The sequence below is a fragment of the Nonomuraea typhae genome, from assembly GCF_009760925.1.
GTDB lineage: Bacteria > Actinomycetota > Actinomycetes > Streptosporangiales > Streptosporangiaceae > Nonomuraea > Nonomuraea typhae.
The window spans coordinates 37,354-62,101 of record NZ_VRLV01000005.1 but is presented as its reverse complement, the minus strand read 5'-3'; the positions used below and the strand labels follow the sequence as shown (position 1 = coordinate 62,101).

The following is a 24,748-nucleotide window of genomic DNA, read 5'->3' as shown; positions in this document are numbered from 1 at the left end:
TGGCGCGACCGGAACCCCGAGTTTTAGGGGCCGGAACCGGGTTAACGTGTCGGCCGTTTGGGGAGGGCGCCCCTGATCGCCGGCTCCCGCGCCACCAGCGCGCGCGCCACGTCCCGCAACTGCTTGGCGCGGTGCAGCTGGGCGCGCCAGTCGTTGCCCGTGGCCCGATGGACCATCTCGACCTCGACCTCACACACCCGGAACCCCTTGCGCAGCAGGTCGATCGTCAGCCCGGTCTCCACGCCGAAGCCATGGGCCAGCGGCCGGGCCGCCTCGAACGCCGCCCGCGTCAGGCACCGCTGCCCGTTGAGCGGCTGCGTCGCCTCGAACCCGGTGGCCCGGCGGATGCCGTCGCGGGCCACGCGCACCACGATGCCGTGGCCGCCCAGCTTCACCCGCGTGGCGAAGACCGCGATCGCCATGTCCGCCTTGCCCGCGCGCACCGGCTCGACCAGGGCCGCCGCCGTACGCGCGGACTCCCCCAGATCGGCGTCGAGAAACAGCAGGTGACGCGGCGTGTCGCCGTCGAGGAGACGGACCGCTTCCGAGCCCGTCTCCATGGCGGCGGCCTTGCCCCGGTTACGGCTGTGGCGCACCACGCGCGCACCCGCCGCACGGGCCACCCGGCCCGTCTGATCGGTCGAGCCGTCGTCGACGACCACCACGAGATCGACCCCGGGCAGATCCAGGGCCGCCTTCACGGTCGCGCCGATGCGGTCGGCCTCGTTCCTGGCCGGAATCACCACCGCGGTGTCGGGCGTCATGACCCCTCGGAGATCAGAAACTCCCCGGGCACCTCGTCATGCACGGTGAACACCGAATCAAGCCCGGTGACCTGCAGAATCTTGCGTACGGCAGGGCGCGGCGCAGCCACGTCGAGCCGGCCGCCCTGCTCCTTGACGCGTTTGAGGGCCGACAGCAGCACGTTCATCCCGGTGGAGTCACAGAACTCCACGAGGGACATGTCGATGACCACGCGTTTGGGCCCGTCCTGCAGAAGTTTGGTGAACTCCTGCTGCAGGCGGGGCGCCGTATAGAGGTCGATTTCACCGGCGATCGCCACGAGTGCATGGCCGGCATGTGATCGAGTCGAGACCTTGAGCTCCACATGGGCAGGCTAGCGGGGCGAAGCCCTCTGGTCACGTTCTCACGCCGATAGGGGAACGCCGGGTTTTTGTCTCGCGTTTGGGCTCCACGAAAACGGAGAGTACGCGAAGCTTGACACTGTGACACCGGCAAGTGCCGGAAAGGGGGGTAGCCCGGGCCCTCCTGTCCACATCACCGCATCACAGAAGGACATGGGCCCGAGCGTTCAGATGAAGACACATCATTCCGAAGATCCCCAGCGTCGGCGTGTGCGCGAGATGCTGGAAGCCATCCTCACCAGCACCGAGAAGGCCAGCTCCTGGCACGACGAGGCGGGACGCCTGCGCACCCTGCTGAACAACGACGGGTACGTCCCCGTCCGCGCCCGCCTGGCCAGCGAGGACCTCGACTTCCTCGGCATGGCCAGGGACAACATGCTCACCTTCGCCGAGCTGGGCCTGCGCCTGCTCGACCTCCACCAGCCCCGGGACGCCGGGGGCATCACCAGCGACACAGCACACCCGATCCTGCGCTGCCGAAGCTGCATGTGGCGCTGGCCCTGCCCAACCTTTCGGGCTATGTCCGAATCCTTTGGGGCAACTCCGGCGGCTCCGGTCCGCGTCTGACAGGCATGGCCCTCCCCCTTGAGGCGCTGCGCGCCTGGAGGGCCCGACCTAAGTGGGGGGCCGAGCCCCCCACAACCCCCAGCCGGGGCTCGTGATGAACGCATCACCGTCGATGACCGGCGCCTCTGGCCCGGATGAACGACGCGGCCTAGCGTCGAGGTCGTGATGGCGCTGCGACGGGTGGCTGTGGTGGTAGGCGTGGTCATGCTGGCGGGGATGCCGGTTGTCCCGGCCCGGGCCGAGGTTTCCTACTTCTGCTTGTCGGTGTCGAGATTTCCGCCGATCGGGCAGGCGTACGAGGTGCATGGGCTGCTGTGTCATGGTTCGGGAACCACCGACGTGACCATCGCGGGCGGCGGCACACCGGTCACACACTTCTGCCGCGCCGCCACGCTCACGGGAAGCACCCTGAAGGGCACCGACTGCCGCCAGGCGGACTCCTAGCGCCTAGACCTCGTCAGGGCTGAGGGCGTCGAGGATCAAGGACAGGCCGCGCTCGAACGCGTCGGTGTAGTCGTAGTCCGGTTGAAGCGCCTGCGCGGTGACGACCTCCATGAGGTGGGGATAGGCGCCGGCCGGCAGGTCGCCGGCGATGCCCGCCGTGACCTCGTCGAATTCGGCGCTGCTGGTGAACGGCAGGCTCAGTTCCTGCAAGACGAACCCGTACACATAGCTGTCGATCACCAGGAGGGCATGGGCTGCCCCGGTGACGGAGAAGCCGGCCGTACGCAAGATGCCCAGGACGGTGTCGTGGTGGCGCAGGGTCGCGGGGCCGGGGCGGGTGCGCGAGTCCATCAGGCCGACGGCCCAGGGGTGACGGCGAAGCGCCGCGCGTGCCGAGGCCGCCCGCTCACGCATGGCCGGCTTCCAGTCGGCGGCGGCCGGTAGGGCGATCTCGGCGAACACGGCGTCGACCATTCCGTCGAGGATGCCTTCGCGGCCGTTGACGTGGTTGTAGAGCGACATCGCCTCGACGCCCAGCTCGGCCGCGACGGCCCGCATGGTGACCCCGGCCTGCCCCTTCGCGTCGGCCAGCCCCATCGCGGCGGCGACCACGCGCTCGCGGCTGAGCGGCTCCCGCTCCGATCTGGCGCGTCGGCCGGTGCTGCGCTCGGGCATGGTGCTCCTCCTGCTGCCGCTTGACGGACTTACAGTGTAAGCGTACGTTACTTACAACGTAAGTCTCGCAGGAGGACGCATGGGAAGCACGAACCAGATACGCAAGGTCTGCATCATCGGCGCCTCGGGCAAGCTCGGGCAGTACATGGTCCGGCACGCCCTGGAGCGCGGCTACGAAGTCGTCGGAGTGTGCCGCGAACGCAGCGTCCCCAAGCTCGCCGAGTTCGCCGACCGGATCACGATCGTCCCCGGCCCCACCAACGACCGCGACGTCATCCGCCAAGCGGTCGCCGGATGCGACGGCGTGCTGACCGTGCTGGTCCCCTGGGGCGTCCAGCAGTACTCCTCAGGTACGGCACAGGCCGTACTCGACCACGCCGAACCCCACGCGCGCCTGATCTTCTCCTGCGGCTGGCACATCACCCGCGACGGCAAGGACCAGTACTCCTGGAAGTTCAAGACCGCCCTCCAACTCGCCACCCGCCTGGGCCGCCTCCTGCGCGCCGTCGAAATCGACGACCAGGTGGAAGCCTGCCGGCGCATCTTCGCCAGCAACCGGCTGTGGACCGTCGTCCGCGGCAGCGACCTCGAGGAGGGCGAGAGCCAGGGCCTGCCCGAATGGAGCCACCACATCGGCGACCCGATCCTCGCCAGCAACCTGACCCGGCGCGTGGACTTCGCCCTGTTCATGATCGAAGCCCTCACCGACGACCTGCTCATCCAGGAAGCCCCGGCCATCGTCGGCCGCCTCACCACCAGCGCCCAAGCCCACGCCTGACCCGGCCAGCGAGACCACTCGAACTCGGGCCGCAACCGGCTCAAACAGCGCCTCGGCCGCCTGGTCGTCGGCGGGGTGACGGGGGTCTTCCAGACGGGCCGCGCCGGTCTACATACCGATCAAGGGGGTCATGCGGTGCGTTCCTTCGCGGGACCGCGTCTCCCGGCTGACTGCTTTGAGGTCGGGCCGCCAGCCGGGCCTCTGCGGGCGCGCTCAGCGCCCGTCGAGCTTGGCTTGCTCCTCCAGCCGTGGTTTTAGCCCCGACAGATCGGGGGCCAAGAGCACCAGAAGCACGCCGCGCCGGTAGTCCTCATCGGACAGGATCTGGTGACGGCGTGTGGCGGCTACGCCCCGAGCCAGGTCGGGGAAGAACTCCCACACACCCCCGTACCTGGCTTGCAACTCCGTGAGCGTCATCCGGCTCTCAGCTCCGCATGCGGCGGCATCAGCTTGGCCACCTGTTCGGGCTCGCCCAGGGGGACTATGCGGACCACCGTGGGATCTGTCGGCAGCGACACCAGGAAAGCCCCCGAACGCGCCCTCACGGTCACCTCGGCGACCTTGGTCCCGTCCGGCCCGTACACCAGCAGTTCGGGAGTCATCGGCCGGACCTCGCCTTCCCCGCCGCCGCGCCTGCCGTGGCTGTGCAAGCACAGGCTGACCCGAGACACCCACCGTGTATCCAGCCCGAGAGCGGTGAGAAGGTCTCGCACCTTGGCCAAGTCGGCCTCATACCGCTCGGCGAGGCGGTCGGAGAGAACTTCTGGATTGTCCTTGCTCTGCGCTGGGTTCTGTGTGGGGGCCATGCTTCGACGGTAGGAGCGGCTGCGAGCCTGACTCAATGAGTTTGCAGCAGATTGCGTGAGGTCAGTCTCCGCGTACCCGCTCCAGGGCATGGCCTATGAGCGAGCGGGCTTGCGCGCCATACACTGCGAGCCCGCTAAGGCCATGGAACGCCTTAGCGTACAGAGCAACCTCACGGGGTTGAGTTATGGCTAGTTCGGCCGAAATGGCTTCAACATGGATCATCCGCTCATCGAACATGATGAATTGGTTCGATGGCACTTCATAGGGGGCGTCAGACGGGATGATTCCTAGGCGGACCCGCGCTAGGGATGAGACGGCAAGAAGGCGGTCTAGTTGGCCGATCATCACCTCTGGGCCGCCTACCATGGTTCGTAGCGCCTGCTCGGCCATGATGATGTGAAACCGATGGTCGCCTTTATAGAGAATTTGCTGCCTCTCCATTCTCGCGGAGACGCCTGCATCGAGATCGTCGGGAATGTCGTAGAAGCCAATCACTTTGGACATGACCGCCGACGCGTATTCAGCAGTGTGCAAGATGCCTGGAATGAGCACAGGCTCATACCACCGAAACAGCTTCGTCTCGGCCTCAAGTCGTATAGATGCCTCTTGCCGCTTCCTTGTTCCCGTCTGAAGGTTGCGACGCCACTCGATATACATCGTTTCAATGTTCCGGACCGTGGCTATCAGATCGGGGACCTGGTCCAGTGCGGAACAGAGCTGACACCAGTGCTGTATATCGGTTTCCGAGGGCGCCTGCTTGCCATATTCGATCCTTGACACCTTGGAGCTGTGCCAACCGGCTAGCTCAGCTAGCTGCTTGCCGGTCAGCTCCGCATCCTTGCGGAGGTCGCGGAGCCTATGGCCGAGGGCTTCCCTCGCCTGATGAATAGTACTCGACAAGGAACACGCTCACCCGGCAACGTACTCGGAGTGCGGAATCGCCAAATTCCACGTGTCCTGCTGGGCCTTCCTGCAGAGGGAGACCAGCTCGGCATAGCGCGCCTCTACGCCACCAACAAATGCCCCATCCGTCTCGAAAACGGTGAAGACAAGTCGTTCTTCATCAAAAAGCCAGAAGTCATCTGCCGGCAGGGGCACTTCACTCACCAAACCACGAGGAAGCCAACGAATATCCTCTCCGGCTTCGATGTTCAACGGGGCAACCGTCAGACCCCAGCGCGTGTAGTCGGTGTGTGGTTGCGAGACGATACGCACCCGATTGATCCGCCGATTTGGTGTAGTGATCTCGCGAACAAGCTTCAGCCAGGGCCGATGCCAAGCGAAATCATCAGATTCCCCATCGAGAAAGAGCTTGAAGGGCCCTCTTTCTTCCGGGGTGTTGTACGAGTCATGCAGCTCCAGATGGAACGCGGTCCGCTTGAAATTGCGGAAGAGATTCTCGAACTCTTCACCCCTCAGCAGTTCCATACGGGTTGTCCTTCGGTAGGTGCTTCATGAGCCTTTTCGGGACCGCCATGATGATCTCATGGTCTGGGAAGTCGAACTGGGCCAGGATCTCAGGGTCGGTGATCTTCCATCCCTGAAGGAGGTAGATCTCCTCATCATTCATGGTCTCGTCCGTGTCGTACAGGGTGGGAGACCCTCCGCCCTGGGTCGCCTTGCCGAGGAACCGTACTCGCATGTCTGAGCCTCCTAGAATCGGATTGCAGACGATTGTGCGACGTCCTGGCGATCGTCGGTCGAATGTGCGCAAACGTCAACCCCCTCAAGAGGCTTGGCCGGCACACTGCCGACGAACGACCGTGAGCAACGGCAAACACTAGGAAGCCCCCGACTCACGGTGTAGGCCGTGGGCTGGGGCGATGTCCCTTTTTTGTGACCTGGTGAGGGACTCCATGCCACGCGGAGAGCGTGTCGTTGGTGTCGGAGTAGCTCCAGTTCGCCCCCGGCTCGCACCGAACCTGCTCCTCCGGCAGCCTCGCCCGGGCGCCATGACCGCCACCGGCCGCAATGCCCGCGGCACCTGGATTCCGCCTCTCCCCGGCACCGCTCGGGGGTCCGGGGGCGGGGCCCCCGGCTGGGGGTCGTGGGTGGCTTGGCCCCCCGCTCAGGACAGCCCGACCCCACCAGGCGCGTAGCGCCCGAAGGGGAGGACCTTGCCTTTCAGGGGTGTCAGCCGGAAGCCAGGGGAAGGCGGATTTCGAAGCGGCATCCCGGCCCCGAGTTCACCACCCCGATCTCCCCGTCATGGGCCTCCACGATGCCCTGGGCGATCGCCAGCCCCAGCCCCGCCCCGCCGTCCGCCGACGGCGTCCTGGCAGCCTCTCCACGAAAGGCCACGTCGAAGACCCGGTCCAGGTCGGCCGCCGGAATCCCGCCGCACGCGTCGGCCACCGCCAGGTACGCCATCCCGCCCGACACCCCCGTGCTCACCGTCACGGTCCCGTCAGCCGGTGTGTGCCGGATGGCGTTGACCACCAGGTTCGCCAACGCCCTCCCCAGCGCCCCCGCGTCAGCCTCGACCGGCACCGCACCAGGCACCGGCACCGCACCAGCCAGCCGTACCCCCTTGGCCGCAGCCACCGCCTCAACCCCCGCCAGCGTGTCCGCCACCAGGTCGGCCAGCCCGATGTGGCTCCGGCTCAGCCGCAACCCCCCGGCATGAATCCTGGACAGCTCAAACAGATCGTCCACCATCGCCGACAACCGCTCGACCTCATGCCGGATCCGGCTCACATACCGAAGATCGGTGACAACCCCGTCCTCCAGCGCCTCAGCCATGGCCCGCATCCCGGCGAGCGGAGTCCGCAGGTCGTGGCTCACCCACGCGACCAGTTCCCGCCGCGCCCCCTCCAGCGCACGTTCGCGCGCGTATGCCTCTTCCAGCGTGTTGGCGATGATCTGCAGCTCACTGGGCAATCCCTGCGGCGCCACGAACGGCACGGACCGTACGGCGTCCACCAGCCGCCGGCTCTCCCCCACCACCCTCCGCGACACCACCGCTGCCACGCACAGCCCGACCAGCGCCCCGACGGCCACGACGCCCAGCACCACGAACCGCGCCGACCCCTCCAGCACCATCTGCAGGGTGATCGCGGCAACTCCGGCGAGCGTCGCGGCCACCGCCGCCACGACGACGACCGCCATCAGCGCCCCGATGGACTGTGTCCGCCGCCATCGCGACACCCAGATCCCGGCCAGGGCCACCAGCACCCCGAGCCCGGCGGCCGCGATCAGTCCGAGCCCGGTCATGTCAACGGCTCATACCTATACCCGACCCCCCACACGGTGACGATCCGCTGCGGCGCGGTGGGATCGGGCTCGACCTTCTCCCGCAGCCGCCGCACGTGCACCGTCACCGTCGAGGAGTCCCCGAACGACCACCCCCACACCTGGTCCAGCAGTTGCGCCCGGCTGAACGCCTGCCGGGGATTGCGCAGCAGATAGGCCAGAAGGTCGAATTCCCGGGCGGTCAGCAGAATCTCCCGCTCGCCCAGCCGTACCTCATGAGCGCCCACGTCCACGACGAGGTCGCCGTCACGCAGCACCCCGGTGCCCGCCGTGCCGGTGGCCCCGCGCGCCCGCCGCAGCACCGAGCGCACCCGCAGCGCCAGCTCGCGCGGGCTGAACGGCTTGGTCACGTAGTCGTCGGCCCCGGTCTCCAGGCCGACCACGCGGTCGATCTCCTCGCCGAGCGCCGTCAGCATGATCACCGGCACCGGCCAGCGCTCTCTGAGCTTGCGGCACACCTGCAAGCCGTCGATCTTGGGCAGCATCAGGTCGAGGACCATCAGGTCGGGCGGCGTGGCCAGCGCGCGGCGCAGCGCCTCGGCGCCGTCGCCGACGCATTCGACCTGGTGACCGTCGCGCTCGAGGTACCGGGCGACGACCTCGGCCACCGTGGGGTCGTCGTCGACCACCAGGATGCGGGTGTTCACCCCTTCACGGTACGGCGGGGCGGTACGCAAACGATATGAACGTCACAGAGCCGTAAGACGGCGGGAGGACGTACCGTGGTTCGCATGGGTCGCATTGTCGCGATGGCACTGGGCACGGTCGCCGCTGCCTTTGTGCTGTTCAACTTCATCCTCCCGATGGTCACGGTGCTGTTCAAGGTCGCCCTGGTCATCGGTGTCATCGCCCTGGTCGTCTTCATCGCCGTCCGGGTGATCAGCGGGTCGCCCTCCAGGTGACCGTCCTTTTCGATCCCGCCTGGCTGGTGGCGCTGGCCACGCTGGCGAGTGTCGGCATCCTGCTGCTGGCCGCTTGGGCCGCCAGGTTGCTGCCCGCCCGTGAGAGCGACGCGCCGAGCTTCCCGCTGCGTTACGCCCGCCGTACGGCTTTCGTACGGCAGCGCGATCCCGACGCCGCCGGCCGGGCCCGACCGAGAGCCCCATCACCGAGCCCCGCTGTTCGTTAGGCGGGGCTCGTTTTCACGCGAGCCCTTGGATTCCTCGAAGGAAAGGGCTCATGTTCGACTCTCTGGTCTCGTTCGTCATCGGCACGGCGGGCGGCAATGCCGCGCTCGCGATCGTGCTGTTCACCGTCACCGTGCGTATCCTGCTGCTGCCTTTGGGCGTCAAGCAGGCCCGGGCCGTCAAGATCCGCGAACGGCTGGCGCCCAAGTTGCAGGAGTTGCAGAAGCGCCACGCGCGTGACCCGGAGCGGCTGGGCAAGGAGATGAATGCGCTCTACGCCAAGGAAGGCACCACCCCGTTCGGGGGCATGTGGCCGGCTCTGGCGCAGATGCCGTTCCTGTGGCTGATGTACAACGTGGCCACGCACCCGACCGCGCTGGCCGGGCACACCCTTTTCGGCGCCCCCCTGGGGCACCAGGTCGCCACGCTGGTAGCGAATTACGGTCTGATCAGTTGGCCGGTTTCGGTCTTTGCCTTGGTGATCTTGCTGATCGCCCTCGTCGCCTGGCTCACGGCACGCAAGATGGAGGGACCGGCCTGGCTCAAGGCCGTCCCGTTCGTCTCCGCGCTGTTCGCCCTCGCGCTGCCCCTGGCCGCCGGCCTGTACGTGCTCGTCTCCACGGCGTGGACCGCCGGGGAGCGAGCCGTACTGGCTAGCCGACCTCTCTGAGTGTGGGCACCTGCCCGTTCGCGACGCCGTTCGGAGCGGGCAGGATCGCCCACACCGTGGTGATGTCCCCGTCGTGCCGAACGCCCCAGCTTTCCGCTACGTATTCGACGATGCCCAGGCCACGGCCACCGAGCGAGGAAAGCGTCGGCCGGCCCGCCCGCGGCTCGGTGGCCGCCCCGCCGTCGCTCACCGCGACTTCGATATGATCATCGCTCTGCAACCAGGCCACCCTGACCATGCCGGAAGGCAGGGGGTGTGCATGCCTCAGAGCGTTGCTCAGCAGCTCACTCACGACCAGGACCGCGTCGTCGATGGCATGATCGAAGACGCCACTCGCCTGCAGGTCAGTGCTCAGACGCTGGCGGGCGACGGCGACGCTGGACGGTGCGTAAGGCAACAGCACCACGCTCGACACGCGCACCTCCCCGCTCCCAGTTCCCCCCGAGGGAACACTCCCCGGTACGACCGAAATGCCCCGTTACCCAGTCCCAGAAACCGCATCTCGATCACAGCTTGTACACATTGGACGATAGATCAGCGCATCCGTTACCGCCCCGTTACCGCTACGGTGTGTCGGATCCGATAGTGGAAGCCCGGCCCAGCGCCAGCCGGATCCTGGTGCCCCCACCCGGCCGGGGATGCGCGCTCACCTCCCCGCCCTGGGCCCTGGCCAGACTGCGCACGATGTACAGCCCGAGCCCCACCCCGCCGAACCTGCGCCGGTCCCCGCTGTCCACCTGGACGAACCTCTCGAAGATCCGCTCACGGTGTTCGGCGGCGATGCCCACGCCCTCGTCGTCCACCACCACGACGACCTTGTCATCTTCCGCCCACGCCTCAACGGTGATCAATCCCCCCTTAGGTGAGTATTTGAAGGCGTTTTCCAGCAACTGCCCCAGGATGATGTCGGTGGCCAGCGCGTCCCCCCGCACGAACGGCAGCGTCCCGGGGATGACCACCTCGACGCTGTGCCGATCGGAGAGCACCGGCAGCCCCAGCGTCGCCGCCCGCACCCGCTCGGCCAGGTCGAACGCCTCCATGCGCACGGCCAGCTCGTCGGCCCCGGCCCGCGAGCCGAGCAGCAGGTGATCGATGAGCTGACCGAGCGACCTGGCCCGCTCCGCGATCGTGTGCACCGCCGAGCGCCGCTCGGCATCACCCAGCTTGTCCCAGCGCGCGTCCAGCGTGCTGGCGAACCCGCCCACGATCGTGATCGGGGTACGCAGCTCGTGGCTGGTCATGGCCAGGAAGAGATCCTTGGCCTCCTCGAGTTCCTTGGCCGTGGTCACGTCACGGAAGTCGACGACGACCTCGCCCGTCTCCTCGATGCGCGCGCTGACCACGTCCAGCCAGCGGCCGGTCTCCATCTGGAAGGTGAGCTTCTCCCCCGGCTGCGGCAGGGGGAAGGGCGGCGGCCCGCCCAGCACCGCCTCGGCGCTGTAGGCGGTCAGCTCCGCCGCCGCCGGATTCCACTGCAGCACCCGCCCGTCCTCGTCGAGTACGGCGATGCCGTCGGCACTGGCGTCGAAGACGGCGCGCTCGTGCGCCCGCTGGCGAACCGCGTCCTGGTAGGCCATCGCGTTGCCGACCGCGATCCCGGCGTGCCCGGCCAGCAGCTCGAGGAGTTCCAGCTCCACGTGCCCGGCCTTGCGGTTGGCGAAGAGCGCGTAAAGCGCCCCGTACGGCCGGCCGCCCACCGCCGCCACGCCCAGCGCGATCGTGTGCAGACCCGGCAGCTGGGCCCACACCAGGTCGCCGAGCCCGTGGGATTCCAGCATGACGGTCTTGCCGGTGCGTAAGAGCTTGCCGACCAGGCTGTTGCGGATCTCGGAGGTGGTGTCCTTGAGCGACTCGGGCAGCTGGTGGACGCTGACCAGGCGCAGCCGTTCACCCTCAATGAGCACGAACCCGCCCGCGTCGGCGCCGGTCAGCTCGGTGAGGCTGGCCGCGATGCGATCGAGTACGGCGGGCAGATCCAGCTCGGCGTTGATGTCGCCCACCACGTCGGTGAGCCGGCGCACCAGCCGTTCCCTGCGCGCCACGCGCAGCCGGGCGTCCTCGTCCTGCTGGGTCAGGTGGTACATGCTGACGTAGCCGACCACCGAGTTGCCCTGCAGCAGCGGGCTGGTGTCGACGCGCACGTCGAGCAGGGTGCCGTCACGGCGGAACCGTTTGGTCCGCAGCGAGACCTGCCCGCCGGTGCGCACGCGTTCGAGCACCGCGTTGTGCTCGGCGCTCAGCTCGGCCGGCACGATCGGCGCCCTGCGCCCCAGCACGTCCCCGGCCGCCCACCCGAACATCCGCTCCGCCGCGGGGTTCCAGGCCAGCACGGTCTGGTCCCGGTCGAGCGCGACGACGGCGTTGGGGGAGCTGGCGAGCACCGCCGATGCGAGATCGTCGTCACTTCCGGCCCGCATGTCTCCCACACCTCCATACTGCCCGTGGCGGGCTGCTCCCGTCGGCCGATCCGTCCGATACGCTGCGATCACAGGTTCCCAGGTGGCGAAGTGGGTGAGGGTATGTCGAGCGCTGACCTCGATGCCCTGCTGCGCGCGACCTCCAGTACATACCGCAGCGAAGAACCGCCGGACGTCGCCTTCGGCCGCTACGACGGCGCGGTCGGCAGGCTCATCCTCGCGGTGACCGCCCGCGGGGTCGTGGCCTGCAGTTTCGACGACGAGGACGTGGTCTACGAGCAGGTCTCCCGGCAGCTCGGCACCTTCATCGGCCCCGACGCGGCCCGCCTCGACCCGGTGCGCCGCGAGCTCGACGCCTACTTCTCCGGCCGCCTGCGCACGTTCACCACGCCCGTCGACCTGGCGCTGGCCTCCGCGTTCGCCAGGACGGTCCTGCAGAAGATGATGGCCGTGCCGTACGGGACGACCACGACCTACGGCGAGATCGCCGAGCGCATCGGGCGGCCGCGCGCGCTGCGGGCGGTCGGCAACGCGCTCGCCGGGAACCCCGTCTGCGTGATCGTCCCGTGTCACCGGATCGTGCAGAGCGACGGCGAGCTCGGCGGCTACGCCGGGGGCGTGGCCGCCAAGCAGCACCTGCTCACCGTCGAGAGCCGGTCCGCGCGCCGCTGAGCAGCCCGATCAGCAGCGTCACCACCGCCGCGACGATGGCGCCGCCGAGCGCGCCGTTCATCCACGGCTGGCGTACGGCTTCGCGCAGCGGCTTCCAGAGGTTGTCCCAGGCGGGGACGGTCACCGAGCTCGTCGTCACCCAGTAGGCGGCGAACCCGAGCGCCCAGGGCAGCAGCATCGCCCAGCGGGCCGGGGCGTCCTCGCCGGTGTTCCATCGGTTCCGGCCGCCGAGCACGAAGTAGTCCACGGCCAGCACGGCGAACATGGGCACGAAGACCGCGCCGATCAGCCCCAGAAACGCGCCGTAGGAGGTGACGTCCACGGCCAGCGCGATGGCGATCGTGAGCACGCCGATGGCCGCGGAGATGACCCGCCGGTCCACCCGCGGCATGAGGTTCTGCAGCGAGACCGTCGTGGAGTAGACGTTGGCGAACGACTGGTCGGTCTCACGCAGCACCAGGATGCCGAAGAACAGCGCGCCCACCGGCGCCGCCACGAACGGCCCGAACACGGCCGTGGGGTTGGCCGTGACCGCCGCCGCGCCGGCCAGCGCCACCGCGTACACGCCGAGCCCCAGGCAGGCGACCTGGGCCAGCGTGTACCCGCCGACCACGCCGGTGAAGGCGGCCTTGCTGGAGCGGGAGTGCCGGGCGAAGTCCGCGGCCAGGGGCACCCACGAGACCGACAGCGCGATCACGTAGTCGACGGCCGGTGCGAAGGCGCTCCAGTCGCCGCCGGTCTGCGGCTGCGCCTTGCTCAGGAAGTCCACGGCGAACCAGATGAGCGAGATGATCACGGCGATCGTGACGTACCTGCGCAGCAGCCGGATCGCGCCCAGCGGCCAGACCGTCAGCGCCGTGGTCACGACTCCCGCCACGATCACCCAGACCGCGTACGGCACCGCCGTACCGAAGATCGCCATGGCGCCGTGGGAGATGACCCAGAGCTCGAAGGCGCCCCAGCCGATCATCTGGACGATGTTGAGCACGCTCGGGATGTAGGACAGCCTGGCCCCGAACAGCCCGCGCAGCAGCACCATCGCCGGTTTGCCCGTCTGGGTGCCGGGGATGGCCGACAGTCCCACCATGGCGGTGCCGATCAGGCTGCCGACCACGGTGGCGGTGAGCGCGGCCGCCAGGCTCAGCGGCGCGTCGCCCAGCGGGTTGAGCAGCAGCAGCGCGCCGGAGAAGCCCAGCAGGCTGACCGCGAGGTTGGCCCAGAGCGCGCCCTGGTCGAGCACGCCGAGGGTCTTGGGCGTGGCACCGTCGAGGGTGAGGGCCACTTCTGAGTGATGTGCTTCATCGACGACACGCGTCATCGCGAACGCTCCCTACGCCGGCATTACCCGGTCAGGTTCAGGCGGTCGGCGACGGCACGTGGTCGCCCTCTCAGCCTGGTGGCCCCAAGCTCCCGCGTTGACATGGCGAACAAAGCCGGGACTCGCCCGGCTTGCGCCCCCATGATGCACTACGCATCCAGGTCATTTCCAGACGGGTCGGTATCCACCCGCAAGCCTTTCCCCACCTACGCGAAGACCGGGACTTAAGCGGCACGATCAGAGCAACTTGCCCGTGAAGGTTTTGGTGTTGTTGCACAGGTCGCCGACAAAAAAGCAGCGCCGCGCCTTGATCACTACCGTGTCGGCGCCCTTCGCGGCGGCGACGGAGAAGCCGAAATCCCTGCTGCCCTTCTTCCGGCCCGCCTCCACGCGGCCGCCGGCGCCGCCGACCCCCTTGCCCGCCTTGGAGAAGCTGACCTCGACGACCGCCGTCCACAGATCCGACTTGATGTCGTTCACCGTGCCCGAGGCGGCGGCGTAGCCGTCACCGCACACTTTCCACATGTATTTGACATAGCCGTGCTTGGTGTTGAGCCATCCCCCGCCGCCGGAGCAGCCCCCCGCGGCGGCTGTCGCCGGGGCGGGAGCCAGCGCGATGAGAGCGACGGCGGTGGCGGCGAGGGTCTTTAATCCGGAGATCTTTCGCATGATCGGCAGTTTAGGAACACCGCTTGCAACCCACTGTCAGCCGCAGCCGGGTTCGGAAGGGTGACGAAGGCTCGCGGAAACTCTACGGTTGAGGCATGACACGAGGAGCGCGGCCGGCATTGCTCGCCGCCGTGCTCGCGATCTCCCTGACCGGCTTTCCTCCGGAGAACCCGCCCGCAGAGGCTGCCGCCACCGGCCAGCATGGCTGGTGGCCGTGCGACAAGCAGATGGGCAGTCAGCTGCAGGCGAAGTTCCCCGATGAGTTCGCCGGATCGGAACGAGCAGCAGACGGGTCCGGTGTCTGGTTCGGGTTCAAGGGCGAGGTGCCGCCAGAAGCCATCGCGATGGCGAAGACGCTCCCGGTCCGGGTGGCCTTCACCGGCGGGCTCGGATACACCGAAGAAGAGCTGGCCGCCGCCCGCGACGTCGTTCACCAGGCCGTGCTCGCCCAGCCCGACACGGTGAACGCGGCCTCCGCCTACGACGTCAAGACCGGCACCGTTCAGACCTGGGTCGAGACGACGATCCCGCCGGAGGCCGCGGCCGAGCGCGCCGCGAAGGTGGCGCGGATCAACGCCATCAGCACCTCTGGTCCGCCGGGCATCCGGATCCGGGCGGTTCTGGTCGGGAACATCGAGGTCACCCCGCAGGACAGGACATCCGCGGCGATCTCACGGTGAAGCGGCTGGGACAATGGAGGCATGACCGTTCCTGAGATCGAGGCCAAGGACGTGCCGGCGGACGCCTACCTGCTCGACGTGCGCGAGCCGGGCGAGTGGCTGGCGGGACACGCTCCCGAGGCCGTGCACATTCCCATGGGCGAGCTGCAGGCCCGCCTCGACGAGGTGCCCGCGGCGCGGACCGTCTACGTGGTGTGCCGGGTGGGCGGCCGGTCGGCGCACGCCGCGGCGTGGCTCAACCACGTCGGGCGCGACGCCGTCAACGTGGGTGGCGGAATGCAGTCGTGGGAGGCGGCCAGGCGGCCGATGGTGAGCGAGACCGGGCAGGACCCGTTCGTGGCATAACCAGGGGCGTAACCAGGTCCGCAACCAGAGGCGTAACCAGGTCCGATGGCCGCCAGCGCCGGCCGGAGGCGGTGGGCGAGCATCGGAGCATGGAATTTCAGATCAGCGCGATTGACCCGGCGGTGGTGCGGGAGCTGCTGAAGGCCGACGACGCCGGGCGGGCCCCGCGGGTGAGCGTGGACGAGACGGGCGGGGCGCCGGTGCGGTGCTGCCTGCGCAAGGCGGCGGCGGGCGAGCGGATCGCCCTGGTGTCCTACGCGCCGCTGCGACGGTGGGCGGCCGCGACCGGAGCGGACCCCGGAGCCTACGACGAGCAGGGGCCGATCTTCCTCCACGCCGATCCCTGCCCGGGGCGCGCCGAGGACGGCTGGCCCGCGGCGCACACCTCCCCCCGCGTGCTGCGGGCCTACTCCGCCGACGGCCGCATCCACGGCGGCCGGGTGCTGCCCGAGGGAGCCGATCCCGAGGTGGCGCTGAAGGAGGTCTTCGCCGACCCCGAGGTGGCCGTCGTGCACGTGCGGGCGATCGAGTACGGCTGCTTCCACTTCGAGGCGGCCCGCCCGGCCCTCACTTGAGCAGCCGCGACAGGCGGCGGTCGGCCAGCGGCTTGCCGCCCGTCTGGCAGGTCGGGCAGTACTGCAGCGCGGAGTCGGCGAACGACACCTCGCGAATCGTGTCACCGCACACGTCACAGGGCTGACCGGCGCGGTTGTGCACCCGGAGGCCGGACTTCTTCTCCGCCTTCAGGTCCTTGGCGGCCAGGCCCCTGGCGCGTTCGACCGCGTCGCGCAGCGTGGTGACGATCGCCTCGTGCAGATCGTCCACCTGCGCGTCGGTCAGCGTCGCCGCGATCTTGAACGGGGACATCTTGGCCACGTGCAGCACCTCGTCGGAGTAGGCGTTGCCGATGCCGGCGATCACCTTCTGGTCGCGCAGCAACCCCTTGATCTGGGTACGGCTGCCGCCCACGATGCCCTTCAGCACCTCGGCGGTGAACGAGTCGGCCAGCGGATCGGGCCCGAGCGCGGCGATGCCCGGCACGCTGTCCGGATCCTTCGTCACGTAGACGGCCAGCCGCTTCTGGGTGCCCGCCTCGGTCAGTTCGAAGCCGGGGGCCAGGCCCTCCTCGTCCGGCGCCAGCCGTACGCGGACGGCGAGCGGGCCCTTGCCCGGGCGCACGGGCTTGGCGCCGGACAGGTCGTCCTTCCAGCGCAGCCAGCCGGCCCGGGCCAGGTGGATGATCAGGTGCAGGCCGTCGCAGTCGAGGTCGAGGAACTTGCCGTGCCGGGCCACGCCGGTCACGGTGAGCCCGCCGAGCGCGCTGATCGGCGGGTCGAAGGTCTTGAGCGCCTGGAAGGCGACCACGTCGACGGCCAGGATCGTGCGCCCCACCGCCCGCTCGCGCAGGAACTCGGCGAGCGACGCCACTTCCGGAAGTTCGGGCATGCATCCAGATTATGGTCCACAGCCTGTGGAAAACACGGACGCTAGGGTCAAGGTATGAACGTGACGATCGCGGAGGAAGTCCTTCTCCTCGCCCTCGGCGAAGAAGACGGCCGGCAGCTCATCCCCAGCATGCAGCTGGACTCTGCCCTGGGCGGCGCGATCCTCGCCGAGCTGGCCGTCAAGGAGCGGCTGACGCTCACCGGCAAGAAGGTCACCGTCGTGAACAGCGCCCCGCTGGGGGACGACGAACTGGACGCGGTGCTCACCCGCATCGCCGGGGACGGCAAAGAGCGCCGGCCCGAGTGGTGGGTGCAGAAGCTCTACTCCGGCAAGCTCCGCAAGCGCCTTCTCGAACGGCTGGCCGCCCGCGGCACCCTCACCGAGCAGCGGGCCAAGGTGCTCGGCCTCTTCCCCACGACCCGCTGGCCGGAGGCGGACGGCAGCGTCGAGGCCGAGGTGCGCGCCCGCGTGGCCGCCGCGCTGGCCGGGAGCGACCCGGACGCGGCGACAGCCGTACTGGTCGCGGTGCTGCATGCCGCCAAGCTGGACCGCAAGGCGTTCCCCGGCGCCGACCCCAAGCGCGTCAAGGAGATCGCCGAGGGCCAGTGGGCGGGTGACGCCGTGGCCAAGCTGATCAGCACGATCAACTCGGCCATCATGGTCGCGGTCACCACGGCCGCGGTCGGCGCGGCCACCTCCTCGACCGGCAGCTGAAACGAGCTCAGGTGGCGTCCAGGATCTCCTTCGGGACCGGCTTGTCCTCCTTGAGCGCGTTGAAGAGCGCCAGCGCCTTCTCCCTGTCCCACTTCACCGCGCTCCCGCCTCCGGCGATCTCGTTGCCGCCGAACGGAACCACGGTCGTCACCGGGCTGCCGCCCATCGACAGCCCGAGGGAGAGCATGTCGAACACGCCGGTGGAGTCGTCCACGGTGACCGCGTCCGTCGCGCTCATCGCCAGCGGGATCGAGGTGAACGGGTTGATCAGCACGCCGGGGCTGGCCGCCTTCTTGACCACGGCCCCGAGGAACTGACGCTGCCGCTTGGTCCGCTCGAAGTCGGGCAGCGCGCCGCCCTTGCGGGTGCGGACGTAGCCGAGCGCCTCGCCGCCGGTCAGCACCTGCTTGCCCTTCTTGAGCTTGAGCCCGGCCTTCGGGTCGTTGATGTCGGCCCGGACGTCGATCTCGACCCCGCCGACCGCGTCCACGATGCCCACGAACCCGGCGAAGCCGATCTCCATGTAGTTGTCGATGCGCAGGCCGGTGGCGCCCTCGAGCGTGCGCACGAGCAGTTTCGGGCCGCCGAAAGTGTAGGCGGCGTTCAGCTTGTTACGGCCTTTGCCGGGGATGGTGACCGCCGAGTCACGCGGGAGGCTGACCAGCGTGGGCTTGTCGCTGCCGGCGGGGATGTGCAGCAGCATCATCGAGTCGGTGCGCTGCCCGGCCGCGCGCCCGGTGGCGAGCTTCTTGCGCTGCTCGGCCGAGAGTCCCTTGCGGCTGTCGGAGCCGACCAGCAGCCAGTTGGTGCCGGGGGTGTCGGCCGGGCGGCCCGGGTAGTCGTCGAGCACTTCCGGGATGCCCTGGAGCCTGCCGTTGACCCAGAAGAGCATGCCGACGCCGACCACGAGCAGCACCACGAGCAGGCCGGCGATCGCGATCAGGATCGTCTTGGCCGAGATCCCGCGCCGCTGCCGCGGGGGCCGGTTGTAGGGGCCGCCGCCGCCCGGGCGCGCGCCGGTGGGCGGCATCGGGCCACCGCCGCCGGGGTGCACGGCCGTGGGGGGCACCTGGCCGCCCGCCGTACCCTTGGCCGACTTCAGCGGCTTCACGGGGCTGTTGCCGGAACGCTCGCGCCCGTAGACGCGCGAGCGCCCGCGCGGCGGCTCGGGCGGGGACGGCGGCGCGCTGGACGACCGCATGCCGTCACCGGAGCGGCCCGGCAGGGGACGTCCTTCTCCCGGCGAGCGCATCGGGCGCGTGCGATCTTCCTCTGCCACGTCTTTCCCTCTCCCCCTCTGTTGCCACAACGCTACGTCGAGTCAGAACCCAGTGGAGTCGACCTGCCAAGGATTTCCCAAGGAAAAGTACGCAGAACCCGCGAAGGGTCACTCCGGAAACATCTGACGCCGACATCGTCGTTACGGTTTATGGACGACCTCTATCGAAGGGAAGATTGTGTCCGCTCCGGACTCATGGAGTAGCTGCCCGTGCGCGAGCACGGGTTCCGCTGAAGGCGGCTCATCGCGGTGAGCGCCTATCTGGGCCTGCTGGCCCTCCTCCTCCTTACCGTCGCGACCGGTTACTTCGTCGCGCAGGAGTTCGCTTTCGTCGCCGCCGACCGGGGGATCCTGCGCGAGCAGGCCGCCGCCGGTGACAAGTCCGCCGAGAAGGCGCTCCAGGTGACCTCGCGGCTGTCCTTCATGCTCTCCGGCGCTCAGCTGGGCATCACGGTCACCGCGCTGCTCGTCGGTTTCCTGGCCGAACCCGCCATCGCCGCGCTCGTGCGGCCCTGGCTCAGCGGCCTCGGCCTGTCCGAGGCCGTCATCAAGGGACTTTCGGTCGCGGCGGGCGTCTTCGTGGCGACGATCGTGCAGATGGTCTTCGGCGAGCTGGCTCCCAAGAACCTCGGCATCGCCAGGCCGGAGCCGGTGGCCAAGTTCCTGGCCGGTTCCACGCTGGTCTATCTCGCCGTGGTGGGCCCGATCGTGCGGCTGTTCGACTCCGCCGCGACCGGCCTGCTGCGCAAGCTCGGCATCGAGCCGGTCGAGGAGGTGGAGCACGGCGCGACCCCGGAGGAGCTCTCCCGGATCATCGCCGAGTCCACCCAGGCCGGCGAGCTGCCGCCGCGGCTGTCGGAGCTGCTGGAGCGCGCGCTGGAGTTCGGCGACCGCAACGCCGAGGAGATCATGGTCCCGCGCCCCCGCGTCGTGGTGGTGCGCGCCGACCGGCCCATCGCGGAGCTGGTCGAGACGATGCGCGAGCACGGCCACTCCCGCTACCCGGTCCTCGGCGCCGACGGCGACGTGATCGGCGTGACGGGCGTGCGCGAGCTGCTGGCCGCGGGCGTCGAGGACGGCGTGATCGCCACGATCACCCGCCCGGCGCTCCTGGTGCCGGACTCGCTCCCGCTCCCGCTGGTTCTGGAGCGCATGCGCCAGGCCAAGGACGACATCGCCTGCGTCATCGACGAGTACGGCGGGCTCGCCGGCGTGGTCTCCGTGGAGGACCTGGCCGAGGAGCTGGTCGGCGAACTGGTCGACGAGAACGACCCCGAGCCGGTGGGCGCCAGGGAACACCCGGACGGCAGCTGGGAGGTGCCCGCCTCGCTCCGCCTGGACGAGGTCGAGCGCGCCACGGGCGTCGCGCTGCCGGAGAGCGACGACTACGACACGCTGGCCGGTCTCGTGCTGGCGCGGCTGGGCCGCATGGCCGAGCCCGGCGACATGGTCACGGTCGAGTGCACGCCGGAGTCCGACCCGTTCGCGGAGGACGCCGAGGACCACCTGGCCGAGCTCACGGTGCTGTCCCTCAACCGCAGGGTCCCCGAGTGGGTACGGCTGTCGCCGGTCCAGCATCACGCGGAGGCCGCCCGATGACCATGATCATCATAAGCCTCGCGCTGCTGGCTTTCAACGCGTTGTTCGTGGCCGCGGAGTTCGCCTTCGTCTCCGCCCGCCGCCACCGCCTGGAGGAGGCCGCCAACGGCGGCAACCGCCTGACGAGATTCGCGGCGAAGTCCGCCGCGGGCGGCAGCAGGCAACTCTCGCTCATGCTGGCCGGCGCCCAGCTCGGCATCACGCTGTGCACCCTGGGCCTGGGCCAGGTCACGGAGCCGGCCATCGAACACTTCCTGGAGCCGGCTTTCGCCGCGATAGGCATCCCGGAAGCCCTCCGCATGCCCATCGCCCTGACGATCTCTCTGGCCTTGGTGACCTTCCTCCACATGGTCATCGGCGAAATGGCCCCGAAGTCCTGGGCACTGACGCACCCGGAACGCGCGGCCCTGCTCCTGACGCTCCCCTTCAGAGCCTTCACCTCGCTGATGAAGCCCCTGCTGTGGACACTGAACGGCCTGACGAACCTCATCCTGCGCCTGTTCGGCGTCCAGGCAAAGGACGAGCTCGCCACCACCAGAACGCCCCGCCAACTGGCCATGCTGGTAGGCGAATCGGCTCGCATGGGCCTCCTGGACCGAGAGGAACACGACCTCCTGACAAGGGCCCTGCGCCTGGAGGCAGAAGGCATCGAACGCCTGATGGTCCCCATAGCCAAAGCCGCCTGCGTGCCCCCGGAAGCGGGCGCAGAGGAGATCAAAGCGATCGCGGCCAAAACCGGACACCTGAGACTCCTGGTGGGCTCCTCGGACAGCGTCCAGGGCGTCCTCCACGCACGAGACGCCCTCCTGCAGAGGGACGCGAAGGCATCGACCCTGTCAAGGGACCTCCCCCGCCTGGCCTGCGTGACCCAAGTCCCAGAAGCGGTAACCGCCCTGCAGGAGGCCAGAGCCCACCTGGGTCTGGTGACCAGCGCGGACGGCTCGGTCATCGGCCTGGTAAGCCTGACGGACCTCTTGGGTGAACTCCTCGACATGAGGGCCAAAGCCGCCTAGAGGGTCAAATCTTGTCCGCTCACGGCGAAACAAGAGCAACCCTAGGGAAAGCGACAAGAAACCAGGATGCAAGCGGCGGCGCCAAGATTGAACGAACGCGGGCGCCGCCGTACACGAGAAAAAGAACAGCCCCGGGACCCTTGCGATCCGGGGCTGCTTTCGTCACTGTGGGTCTGCCACCAGCAAGGCAAAGAACTTCCGGAACAAATCCGGCCAAGGAGGGAAGCCGTGGCGAAAGCCTGGCTGGGGGTCCGGGGGTTATCCCCCGGTGTAAACGACGAAGAGGCTTGGGGAGCAGCTAAGCTGCGACCACAAGCCTCCGCCGAATCGTGGGCGAGGAGGGATTTGAACCCTCACGTCCTTTCGGACACACGGACCTGAACCGTGCGCGTCTGCCGTTCCGCCACCCGCCCTTGTTGGGTGCGGAGAAACAGTAGCACGGAACTGCCGCTGGTACTGAACCCGGATACGATCGCATAAGACACGGGAGCGGATGAGCTGGGCGCGACTGCCGACGAGCGCCTGGCTCACGGTCGCGTGGAACGAGCGGAAACCAGGGCACACCCGCCTTGGAGGCCGCGATCATATGCACGGAGGAAGGGAGGTACCCGGTGGGAGTCCTTCAGCGCTTCGAGCGACGGCTCGAAGGCTTGGTTGAGGGGGCCTTTGCGCGGGCGTTCAAGTCTGACCTTCAGCCGGTCGAGGTCGCCAGCGCGGTTCAGCGGGAGATGGACGAGCGTGCGGCGATCGTCGCCCAGGGTCGGACACTCGTGCCCAACGACTTCGTGGTTGAACTGTCCACCACGGACAGTGAGCGGCTTGAGGTCTACGCCGACAGCATCAGCCACGAGCTGGCCAACCTCGCCAGGGAGTACGCCAAGGAGCAGGGCTACTCCTTCGTGGGACCGGTCCGGGTGCGCTTCGAGACGGCCGGCGACCTGGCTGTCGGGTTGTTCCGCATCAGGTCGGGCGTCATCCGCGGCGCCACGGTCGAGCAGGACGAGATCCGTCAGCCGGCCAGCGACCTGCCGCCCTCGCGGCCGCACGCCTTCAACGGCCGGCCCAGGCTGCTCGTCTCCACGCAGGACGACCCGCAGGGCGACCGCTCCTATGAGCTCACCACGCCGGTGACCCTGCTCGGCAGGGGCACCGACTGCGATCTTCGTCTCGTCGATCCCGGCGTCTCCCGGCACCACGCGGAGCTGCGCGTGGAGGGCCAGTTGGTCGTCCTCGTCGACCTGGGATCCACGAACGGCACTTTCGTCAACGGCCAGCCGGTACGCAGGATCGAGCTCCAGAACGGCACGCGAGTGACGTTGGGACGCACGACCCTGGTGTTCCGGCGCGATTAGGGGTAGACAGACGGTCCATGTCCGAGCTCACGCTGCTGCTGATCCGGCTCGCCTTCCTGGCGGTGCTGTGGTTCTTCGTCATTGCCGCAGTCGGTGTCATCCGGACTGACTTGTTCGGGTCACGTACCGCCCCGGCCGGGCCCCGCAAGGCGCCCAAAACCGCCACTACCACGGCCAAGCCCAAAGCCAAGAAGGGGGTCCCGCGCCAGCTCGTGGTGACAGGTGGCCCGCTGCAGGGCACCACCATTAACCTCACGGAGACGCCCATCACCATCGGCCGGGCGAACGACGCCACGCTGGTTGTCAGCGACGACTACGCTTCCAGCCGGCATGCCCGGCTCTTCCCTCAGGACGGTCAGTGGATCGTGGAAGATCTCGGTTCTACCAACGGCACGTATCTCGACCGCTCAAAAGTCACCCGTCCGACCCCGGTGCCGCTCGGTGTTCCGATCCGCGTCGGCAAGACAGTCATTGAATTGCGCAAATGACCATCGCACTCCGCTACGCCGCCCGCTCGGACGTCGGCCTCCTCCGCGAAGGGAACGAGGACTCGGCGTACGCTAGCGGCCGCCTGCTCGCCGTCGCGGACGGTATGGGCGGGCACGCTCACGGTGAGGTGGCAAGCTCTGTCGCCATCGCCGCCATGGCCTCGCTCGAAGAGGCCCAGCAGGGAGGTGACCTGCTCAACGCCATCGAGGCAGCGGTACGCGACGCCAATCGCAAGCTGCACGAGATGGTCGGCAGGGATCCGAGCCTCAAGGGCATGGGCACCACCCTGACCGCCATGCTCTGGAACGGCACCCAGGTCGCCCTGGTGCACGTCGGCGACTCGCGCGCCTACCTGCTCAGGCGCGGGGAGCTCTACCAGATCACCCACGATCACACGCTGGTGCAGCAGCTGGTCGACGACGGGCGCATCACGCCCGAGGAGGCGGCGACGCATCCTCAGCGCTCGATCCTGCTGCGGGCGCTCGACGGCAGCGGTGAGGTCGATCCGGACCTGACGCTGCGCGAGGCGCAGCTCGGCGACCGGTACCTCCTGTGTTCCGATGGGTTGTCGGGGGTGGTGAGCGCGGAGACGTTGCACGCCACGCTGACCAACATCGACGACCCGGAAGAGGTCGTGCGCCAGCTGATCGACCTGGCCAACCGGGGCGGCGGTCCCGACAACATCACGTGTGTGCTCGCCGACGTGATCGAGCTGACCGACGGGCAGCAGGTGCCCGTGGAGGCGGCGGTGGTCGGCGCGGCGGGCATGAACCGCTTGCGCAGTAGCCCGGCCGGTGATTCGGCGGGGCGAGTAAGCGCGGTGACAGCTCCCCAGCCGGCCATCACCGACGATGACTTCGACGACCCCGGCGCGCGTGCCTCGCGCCGGGCGCCGAAGCGCCGCCGGGCGTGGCCTGTGCTGGTCACCGTGCTCGCCATCGGCATCGTCGGCGTCACCGTCGGCGGCTATGTCGGCTGGCAGTGGACCCAGGGCCAGTTCTTCGTCGGAGCTAGGGGCGACGAAGTGGTTGTATATCGCGGCATCCAGCAAAAAGTCGGGCCGCTCGAGCTCTTCAGCGTCGAGAAGGCCACGGGCCTGCAGTTGTCGACGCTGTCCGATCCCGACAAAGCCATCATCCAGGAAGGCATTCCCGTCAAAAGCCTTGAAGAGGGCGTAAAGAAGATCAATGGCATGAAGCCCGCCGAGGGCGACAAACCCAGTCCCACGTCGTCGGCCTCGCCGAGCCCCACAACGACGAAAAAGTCGCAGTAGGGTCCGAATAGGTGAGT

At 68.6% G+C, this 24,748-nt stretch carries 32 protein-coding genes, 1 tRNA gene and 1 riboswitch; of the genes, 16 read left to right on the top strand and 17 right to left on the bottom strand.

Features of this window, described 5'->3' with window-relative positions:
• Positions 1 to 41 precede the first annotated feature (41 nt).
• On the bottom strand, positions 42 to 764 hold the full coding sequence (locus FVE25_RS19700; protein ID WP_157248477.1) for a glycosyltransferase family 2 protein: 723 nt from the start codon (positions 762 to 764) through the stop codon (positions 42 to 44).
• A complete protein-coding gene (locus FVE25_RS19695) occupies positions 761 to 1,108 on the bottom strand; it encodes an STAS domain-containing protein (protein WP_157248476.1) in 348 nt (115 codons plus the stop codon). Before FVE25_RS19695 ends, FVE25_RS19700 begins: the two co-directional genes overlap by 4 nt.
• Before the next feature lie 256 nt (positions 1,109 to 1,364).
• On the opposite strand from FVE25_RS19695, the gene FVE25_RS19690 reads away from it, so the two are divergent.
• Positions 1,365 to 1,712 (top strand): hypothetical protein, encoded by a 348-nt coding sequence (locus FVE25_RS19690; protein ID WP_246267288.1) that lies wholly within the window; start codon positions 1,365 to 1,367, stop codon positions 1,710 to 1,712.
• Positions 1,713 to 1,874: 162 nt separating this feature from the next.
• Positions 1,875 to 2,156, top strand: coding sequence for a hypothetical protein (locus tag FVE25_RS19685; RefSeq protein ID WP_157248474.1), 282 nt, complete (start codon positions 1,875 to 1,877; stop codon positions 2,154 to 2,156).
• Between the two features lie 3 nt (positions 2,157 to 2,159).
• On the opposite strand, the gene FVE25_RS19680 is transcribed toward FVE25_RS19685, so the two are convergent.
• The gene (locus FVE25_RS19680; RefSeq protein WP_181019640.1) at positions 2,160 to 2,831 is read right to left on the bottom strand and encodes a TetR/AcrR family transcriptional regulator; all 672 of its coding nucleotides are present in this window, start codon (positions 2,829 to 2,831) and stop codon (positions 2,160 to 2,162) included.
• Positions 2,832 to 2,910: 79 nt separating this feature from the next.
• Here FVE25_RS19680 and FVE25_RS19675 point away from each other — a divergent pair, with 79 nt between their 5' ends.
• Positions 2,911 to 3,609 carry an NAD(P)-dependent oxidoreductase gene (locus FVE25_RS19675; RefSeq protein WP_157248473.1) on the top strand — a complete coding sequence of 233 codons (699 nt, stop codon included), beginning with the start codon at positions 2,911 to 2,913 and terminating at the stop codon, positions 3,607 to 3,609.
• A 213-nt stretch (positions 3,610 to 3,822) separates the two neighbouring features.
• Here FVE25_RS19675 and FVE25_RS19670 read toward each other — a convergent pair whose 3' ends face one another.
• From FVE25_RS19670 to FVE25_RS19640, 7 genes are all read right to left on the bottom strand, one after another.
• Entirely contained in the window at positions 3,823 to 4,026 is a 204-nt protein-coding gene (locus tag FVE25_RS19670; protein ID WP_157248472.1) for a hypothetical protein, read from the bottom strand.
• Positions 4,023 to 4,415, bottom strand: a complete 393-nt coding sequence (locus tag FVE25_RS19665) for a hypothetical protein (protein WP_157248471.1) — start codon at positions 4,413 to 4,415, stop codon at positions 4,023 to 4,025. Before FVE25_RS19665 ends, FVE25_RS19670 begins: the two co-directional genes overlap by 4 nt.
• A gap of 61 nt (positions 4,416 to 4,476) precedes the next feature.
• Positions 4,477 to 5,316 (bottom strand): helix-turn-helix domain-containing protein, encoded by an 840-nt coding sequence (locus FVE25_RS19660; protein WP_157248470.1) that lies wholly within the window; start codon positions 5,314 to 5,316, stop codon positions 4,477 to 4,479.
• 9 nt (positions 5,317 to 5,325) lie between these two features.
• Positions 5,326 to 5,844 carry a DUF6879 family protein gene (locus tag FVE25_RS19655; RefSeq protein WP_157248469.1) on the bottom strand — a complete coding sequence of 173 codons (519 nt, stop codon included), beginning with the start codon at positions 5,842 to 5,844 and terminating at the stop codon, positions 5,326 to 5,328.
• Positions 5,825 to 6,058 carry a hypothetical protein gene (locus tag FVE25_RS19650; RefSeq protein ID WP_157248468.1) on the bottom strand — a complete coding sequence of 78 codons (234 nt, stop codon included), beginning with the start codon at positions 6,056 to 6,058 and terminating at the stop codon, positions 5,825 to 5,827. Before FVE25_RS19650 ends, FVE25_RS19655 begins: the two co-directional genes overlap by 20 nt.
• Before the next feature lie 491 nt (positions 6,059 to 6,549).
• Complete coding sequence (locus tag FVE25_RS19645; RefSeq protein WP_157248467.1) at positions 6,550 to 7,629, bottom strand: sensor histidine kinase; 1,080 nt, start codon at positions 7,627 to 7,629, stop codon at positions 6,550 to 6,552.
• Entirely contained in the window at positions 7,626 to 8,315 is a 690-nt protein-coding gene (locus tag FVE25_RS19640; RefSeq protein WP_157248466.1) for a response regulator transcription factor, read from the bottom strand. Before FVE25_RS19640 ends, FVE25_RS19645 begins: the two co-directional genes overlap by 4 nt.
• Positions 8,316 to 8,399: 84 nt before the next feature.
• Between FVE25_RS19640 and FVE25_RS19635 the strand changes: the two genes are divergently transcribed.
• From FVE25_RS19635 to FVE25_RS19625, 3 genes are read left to right on the top strand one after another with little or no spacing between them, the layout of a single operon-like run.
• The gene (locus FVE25_RS19635; protein WP_157248465.1) at positions 8,400 to 8,570 is read left to right on the top strand and encodes a hypothetical protein; all 171 of its coding nucleotides are present in this window, start codon (positions 8,400 to 8,402) and stop codon (positions 8,568 to 8,570) included.
• Positions 8,567 to 8,797 (top strand): DUF6412 domain-containing protein, encoded by a 231-nt coding sequence (locus tag FVE25_RS19630; protein ID WP_157248464.1) that lies wholly within the window; start codon positions 8,567 to 8,569, stop codon positions 8,795 to 8,797. The genes FVE25_RS19635 and FVE25_RS19630 overlap by 4 nt, the downstream gene beginning before the upstream one ends.
• Positions 8,798 to 8,847: 50 nt before the next feature.
• Positions 8,848 to 9,465, top strand: a complete 618-nt coding sequence (locus FVE25_RS19625; RefSeq protein WP_157248463.1) for a YidC/Oxa1 family membrane protein insertase — start codon at positions 8,848 to 8,850, stop codon at positions 9,463 to 9,465.
• On the opposite strand, the gene FVE25_RS19620 is transcribed toward FVE25_RS19625, so the two are convergent.
• Positions 9,449 to 9,880, bottom strand: coding sequence for an ATP-binding protein (locus tag FVE25_RS19620; protein ID WP_246267202.1), 432 nt, complete (start codon positions 9,878 to 9,880; stop codon positions 9,449 to 9,451). The two genes, FVE25_RS19625 and FVE25_RS19620, sit on opposite strands and share 17 nt — an antisense overlap.
• A gap of 148 nt (positions 9,881 to 10,028) precedes the next feature.
• Positions 10,029 to 11,882, bottom strand: coding sequence for a PAS domain S-box protein (locus FVE25_RS19615; RefSeq protein WP_157248461.1), 1,854 nt, complete (start codon positions 11,880 to 11,882; stop codon positions 10,029 to 10,031).
• 102 nt (positions 11,883 to 11,984) lie between these two features.
• Between FVE25_RS19615 and FVE25_RS19610 the strand changes: the two genes are divergently transcribed.
• Positions 11,985 to 12,554 carry a methylated-DNA--[protein]-cysteine S-methyltransferase gene (locus FVE25_RS19610; RefSeq protein ID WP_157248460.1) on the top strand — a complete coding sequence of 190 codons (570 nt, stop codon included), beginning with the start codon at positions 11,985 to 11,987 and terminating at the stop codon, positions 12,552 to 12,554.
• Here FVE25_RS19610 and FVE25_RS19605 read toward each other — a convergent pair.
• Together FVE25_RS19605 and FVE25_RS19600 are read right to left on the bottom strand one after the other, a co-directional pair.
• Positions 12,523 to 13,872 (bottom strand): purine-cytosine permease family protein, encoded by a 1,350-nt coding sequence (locus FVE25_RS19605; RefSeq protein ID WP_157248458.1) that lies wholly within the window; start codon positions 13,870 to 13,872, stop codon positions 12,523 to 12,525. The genes FVE25_RS19610 and FVE25_RS19605 overlap by 32 nt on opposite strands.
• Positions 13,863 to 13,978, bottom strand: a riboswitch (TPP riboswitch). It overlaps the preceding gene by 10 nt.
• 131 nt (positions 13,979 to 14,109) lie before the next feature.
• Positions 14,110 to 14,541 carry a hypothetical protein gene (locus tag FVE25_RS19600; RefSeq protein ID WP_157248456.1) on the bottom strand — a complete coding sequence of 144 codons (432 nt, stop codon included), beginning with the start codon at positions 14,539 to 14,541 and terminating at the stop codon, positions 14,110 to 14,112.
• 95 nt (positions 14,542 to 14,636) lie between these two features.
• Between FVE25_RS19600 and FVE25_RS19595 the strand changes: the two genes are divergently transcribed.
• The 3 genes from FVE25_RS19595 to FVE25_RS19585 all read left to right on the top strand — a co-directional run bounded on the left by FVE25_RS19595 (position 14,637) and on the right by FVE25_RS19585 (position 16,141).
• Positions 14,637 to 15,221 (top strand): hypothetical protein, encoded by a 585-nt coding sequence (locus tag FVE25_RS19595; protein WP_157248455.1) that lies wholly within the window; start codon positions 14,637 to 14,639, stop codon positions 15,219 to 15,221.
• Positions 15,222 to 15,242: 21 nt separating this feature from the next.
• Complete coding sequence (locus FVE25_RS19590) at positions 15,243 to 15,566, top strand: rhodanese-like domain-containing protein (protein ID WP_157248454.1); 324 nt, start codon at positions 15,243 to 15,245, stop codon at positions 15,564 to 15,566.
• 89 nt (positions 15,567 to 15,655) lie between these two features.
• Positions 15,656 to 16,141 (top strand): DUF1203 domain-containing protein, encoded by a 486-nt coding sequence (locus tag FVE25_RS19585; protein WP_157248453.1) that lies wholly within the window; start codon positions 15,656 to 15,658, stop codon positions 16,139 to 16,141.
• Here the strand turns inward: FVE25_RS19585 and FVE25_RS19580 are convergent.
• A complete protein-coding gene (locus FVE25_RS19580) occupies positions 16,134 to 17,012 on the bottom strand; it encodes an Fpg/Nei family DNA glycosylase (protein WP_157248451.1) in 879 nt (292 codons plus the stop codon). The two genes, FVE25_RS19585 and FVE25_RS19580, sit on opposite strands and share 8 nt — an antisense overlap.
• Positions 17,013 to 17,066: 54 nt before the next feature.
• Between FVE25_RS19580 and FVE25_RS19575 the strand changes: the two genes are divergently transcribed.
• Positions 17,067 to 17,726 carry a GOLPH3/VPS74 family protein gene (locus FVE25_RS19575; protein ID WP_157248449.1) on the top strand — a complete coding sequence of 220 codons (660 nt, stop codon included), beginning with the start codon at positions 17,067 to 17,069 and terminating at the stop codon, positions 17,724 to 17,726.
• A gap of 7 nt (positions 17,727 to 17,733) precedes the next feature.
• On the opposite strand, the gene FVE25_RS19570 is transcribed toward FVE25_RS19575, so the two are convergent.
• Positions 17,734 to 19,005 (bottom strand): LCP family protein, encoded by a 1,272-nt coding sequence (locus FVE25_RS19570; RefSeq protein ID WP_246267201.1) that lies wholly within the window; start codon positions 19,003 to 19,005, stop codon positions 17,734 to 17,736.
• A 249-nt stretch (positions 19,006 to 19,254) separates the two neighbouring features.
• Between FVE25_RS19570 and FVE25_RS19565 the strand changes: the two genes are divergently transcribed.
• Both FVE25_RS19565 and FVE25_RS19560 read left to right on the top strand, forming a co-directional pair.
• A complete protein-coding gene (locus FVE25_RS19565) occupies positions 19,255 to 20,604 on the top strand; it encodes a hemolysin family protein (protein ID WP_157248448.1) in 1,350 nt (449 codons plus the stop codon).
• A gap of 2 nt (positions 20,605 to 20,606) precedes the next feature.
• The gene (locus tag FVE25_RS19560; RefSeq protein WP_246267200.1) at positions 20,607 to 21,617 is read left to right on the top strand and encodes a hemolysin family protein; all 1,011 of its coding nucleotides are present in this window, start codon (positions 20,607 to 20,609) and stop codon (positions 21,615 to 21,617) included.
• Between the two features lie 330 nt (positions 21,618 to 21,947).
• On the opposite strand, the gene FVE25_RS19555 is transcribed toward FVE25_RS19560, so the two are convergent.
• Positions 21,948 to 22,030 (bottom strand) — tRNA-Leu (locus FVE25_RS19555).
• A gap of 198 nt (positions 22,031 to 22,228) precedes the next feature.
• Here FVE25_RS19555 and FVE25_RS19550 point away from each other — a divergent pair.
• From FVE25_RS19550 to FVE25_RS19540, 3 genes are read left to right on the top strand one after another with little or no spacing between them, the layout of a single operon-like run.
• The gene (locus FVE25_RS19550) at positions 22,229 to 22,969 is read left to right on the top strand and encodes an FHA domain-containing protein (RefSeq protein ID WP_043619792.1); all 741 of its coding nucleotides are present in this window, start codon (positions 22,229 to 22,231) and stop codon (positions 22,967 to 22,969) included.
• A 17-nt stretch (positions 22,970 to 22,986) separates the two neighbouring features.
• Positions 22,987 to 23,457, top strand: coding sequence for an FHA domain-containing protein FhaB/FipA (locus FVE25_RS19545; protein ID WP_157248444.1), 471 nt, complete (start codon positions 22,987 to 22,989; stop codon positions 23,455 to 23,457).
• The gene (locus tag FVE25_RS19540) at positions 23,454 to 24,731 is read left to right on the top strand and encodes a Stp1/IreP family PP2C-type Ser/Thr phosphatase (RefSeq protein WP_157248442.1); all 1,278 of its coding nucleotides are present in this window, start codon (positions 23,454 to 23,456) and stop codon (positions 24,729 to 24,731) included. Before FVE25_RS19545 ends, FVE25_RS19540 begins: the two co-directional genes overlap by 4 nt.
• Positions 24,732 to 24,748: the final 17 nt, after the last annotated feature.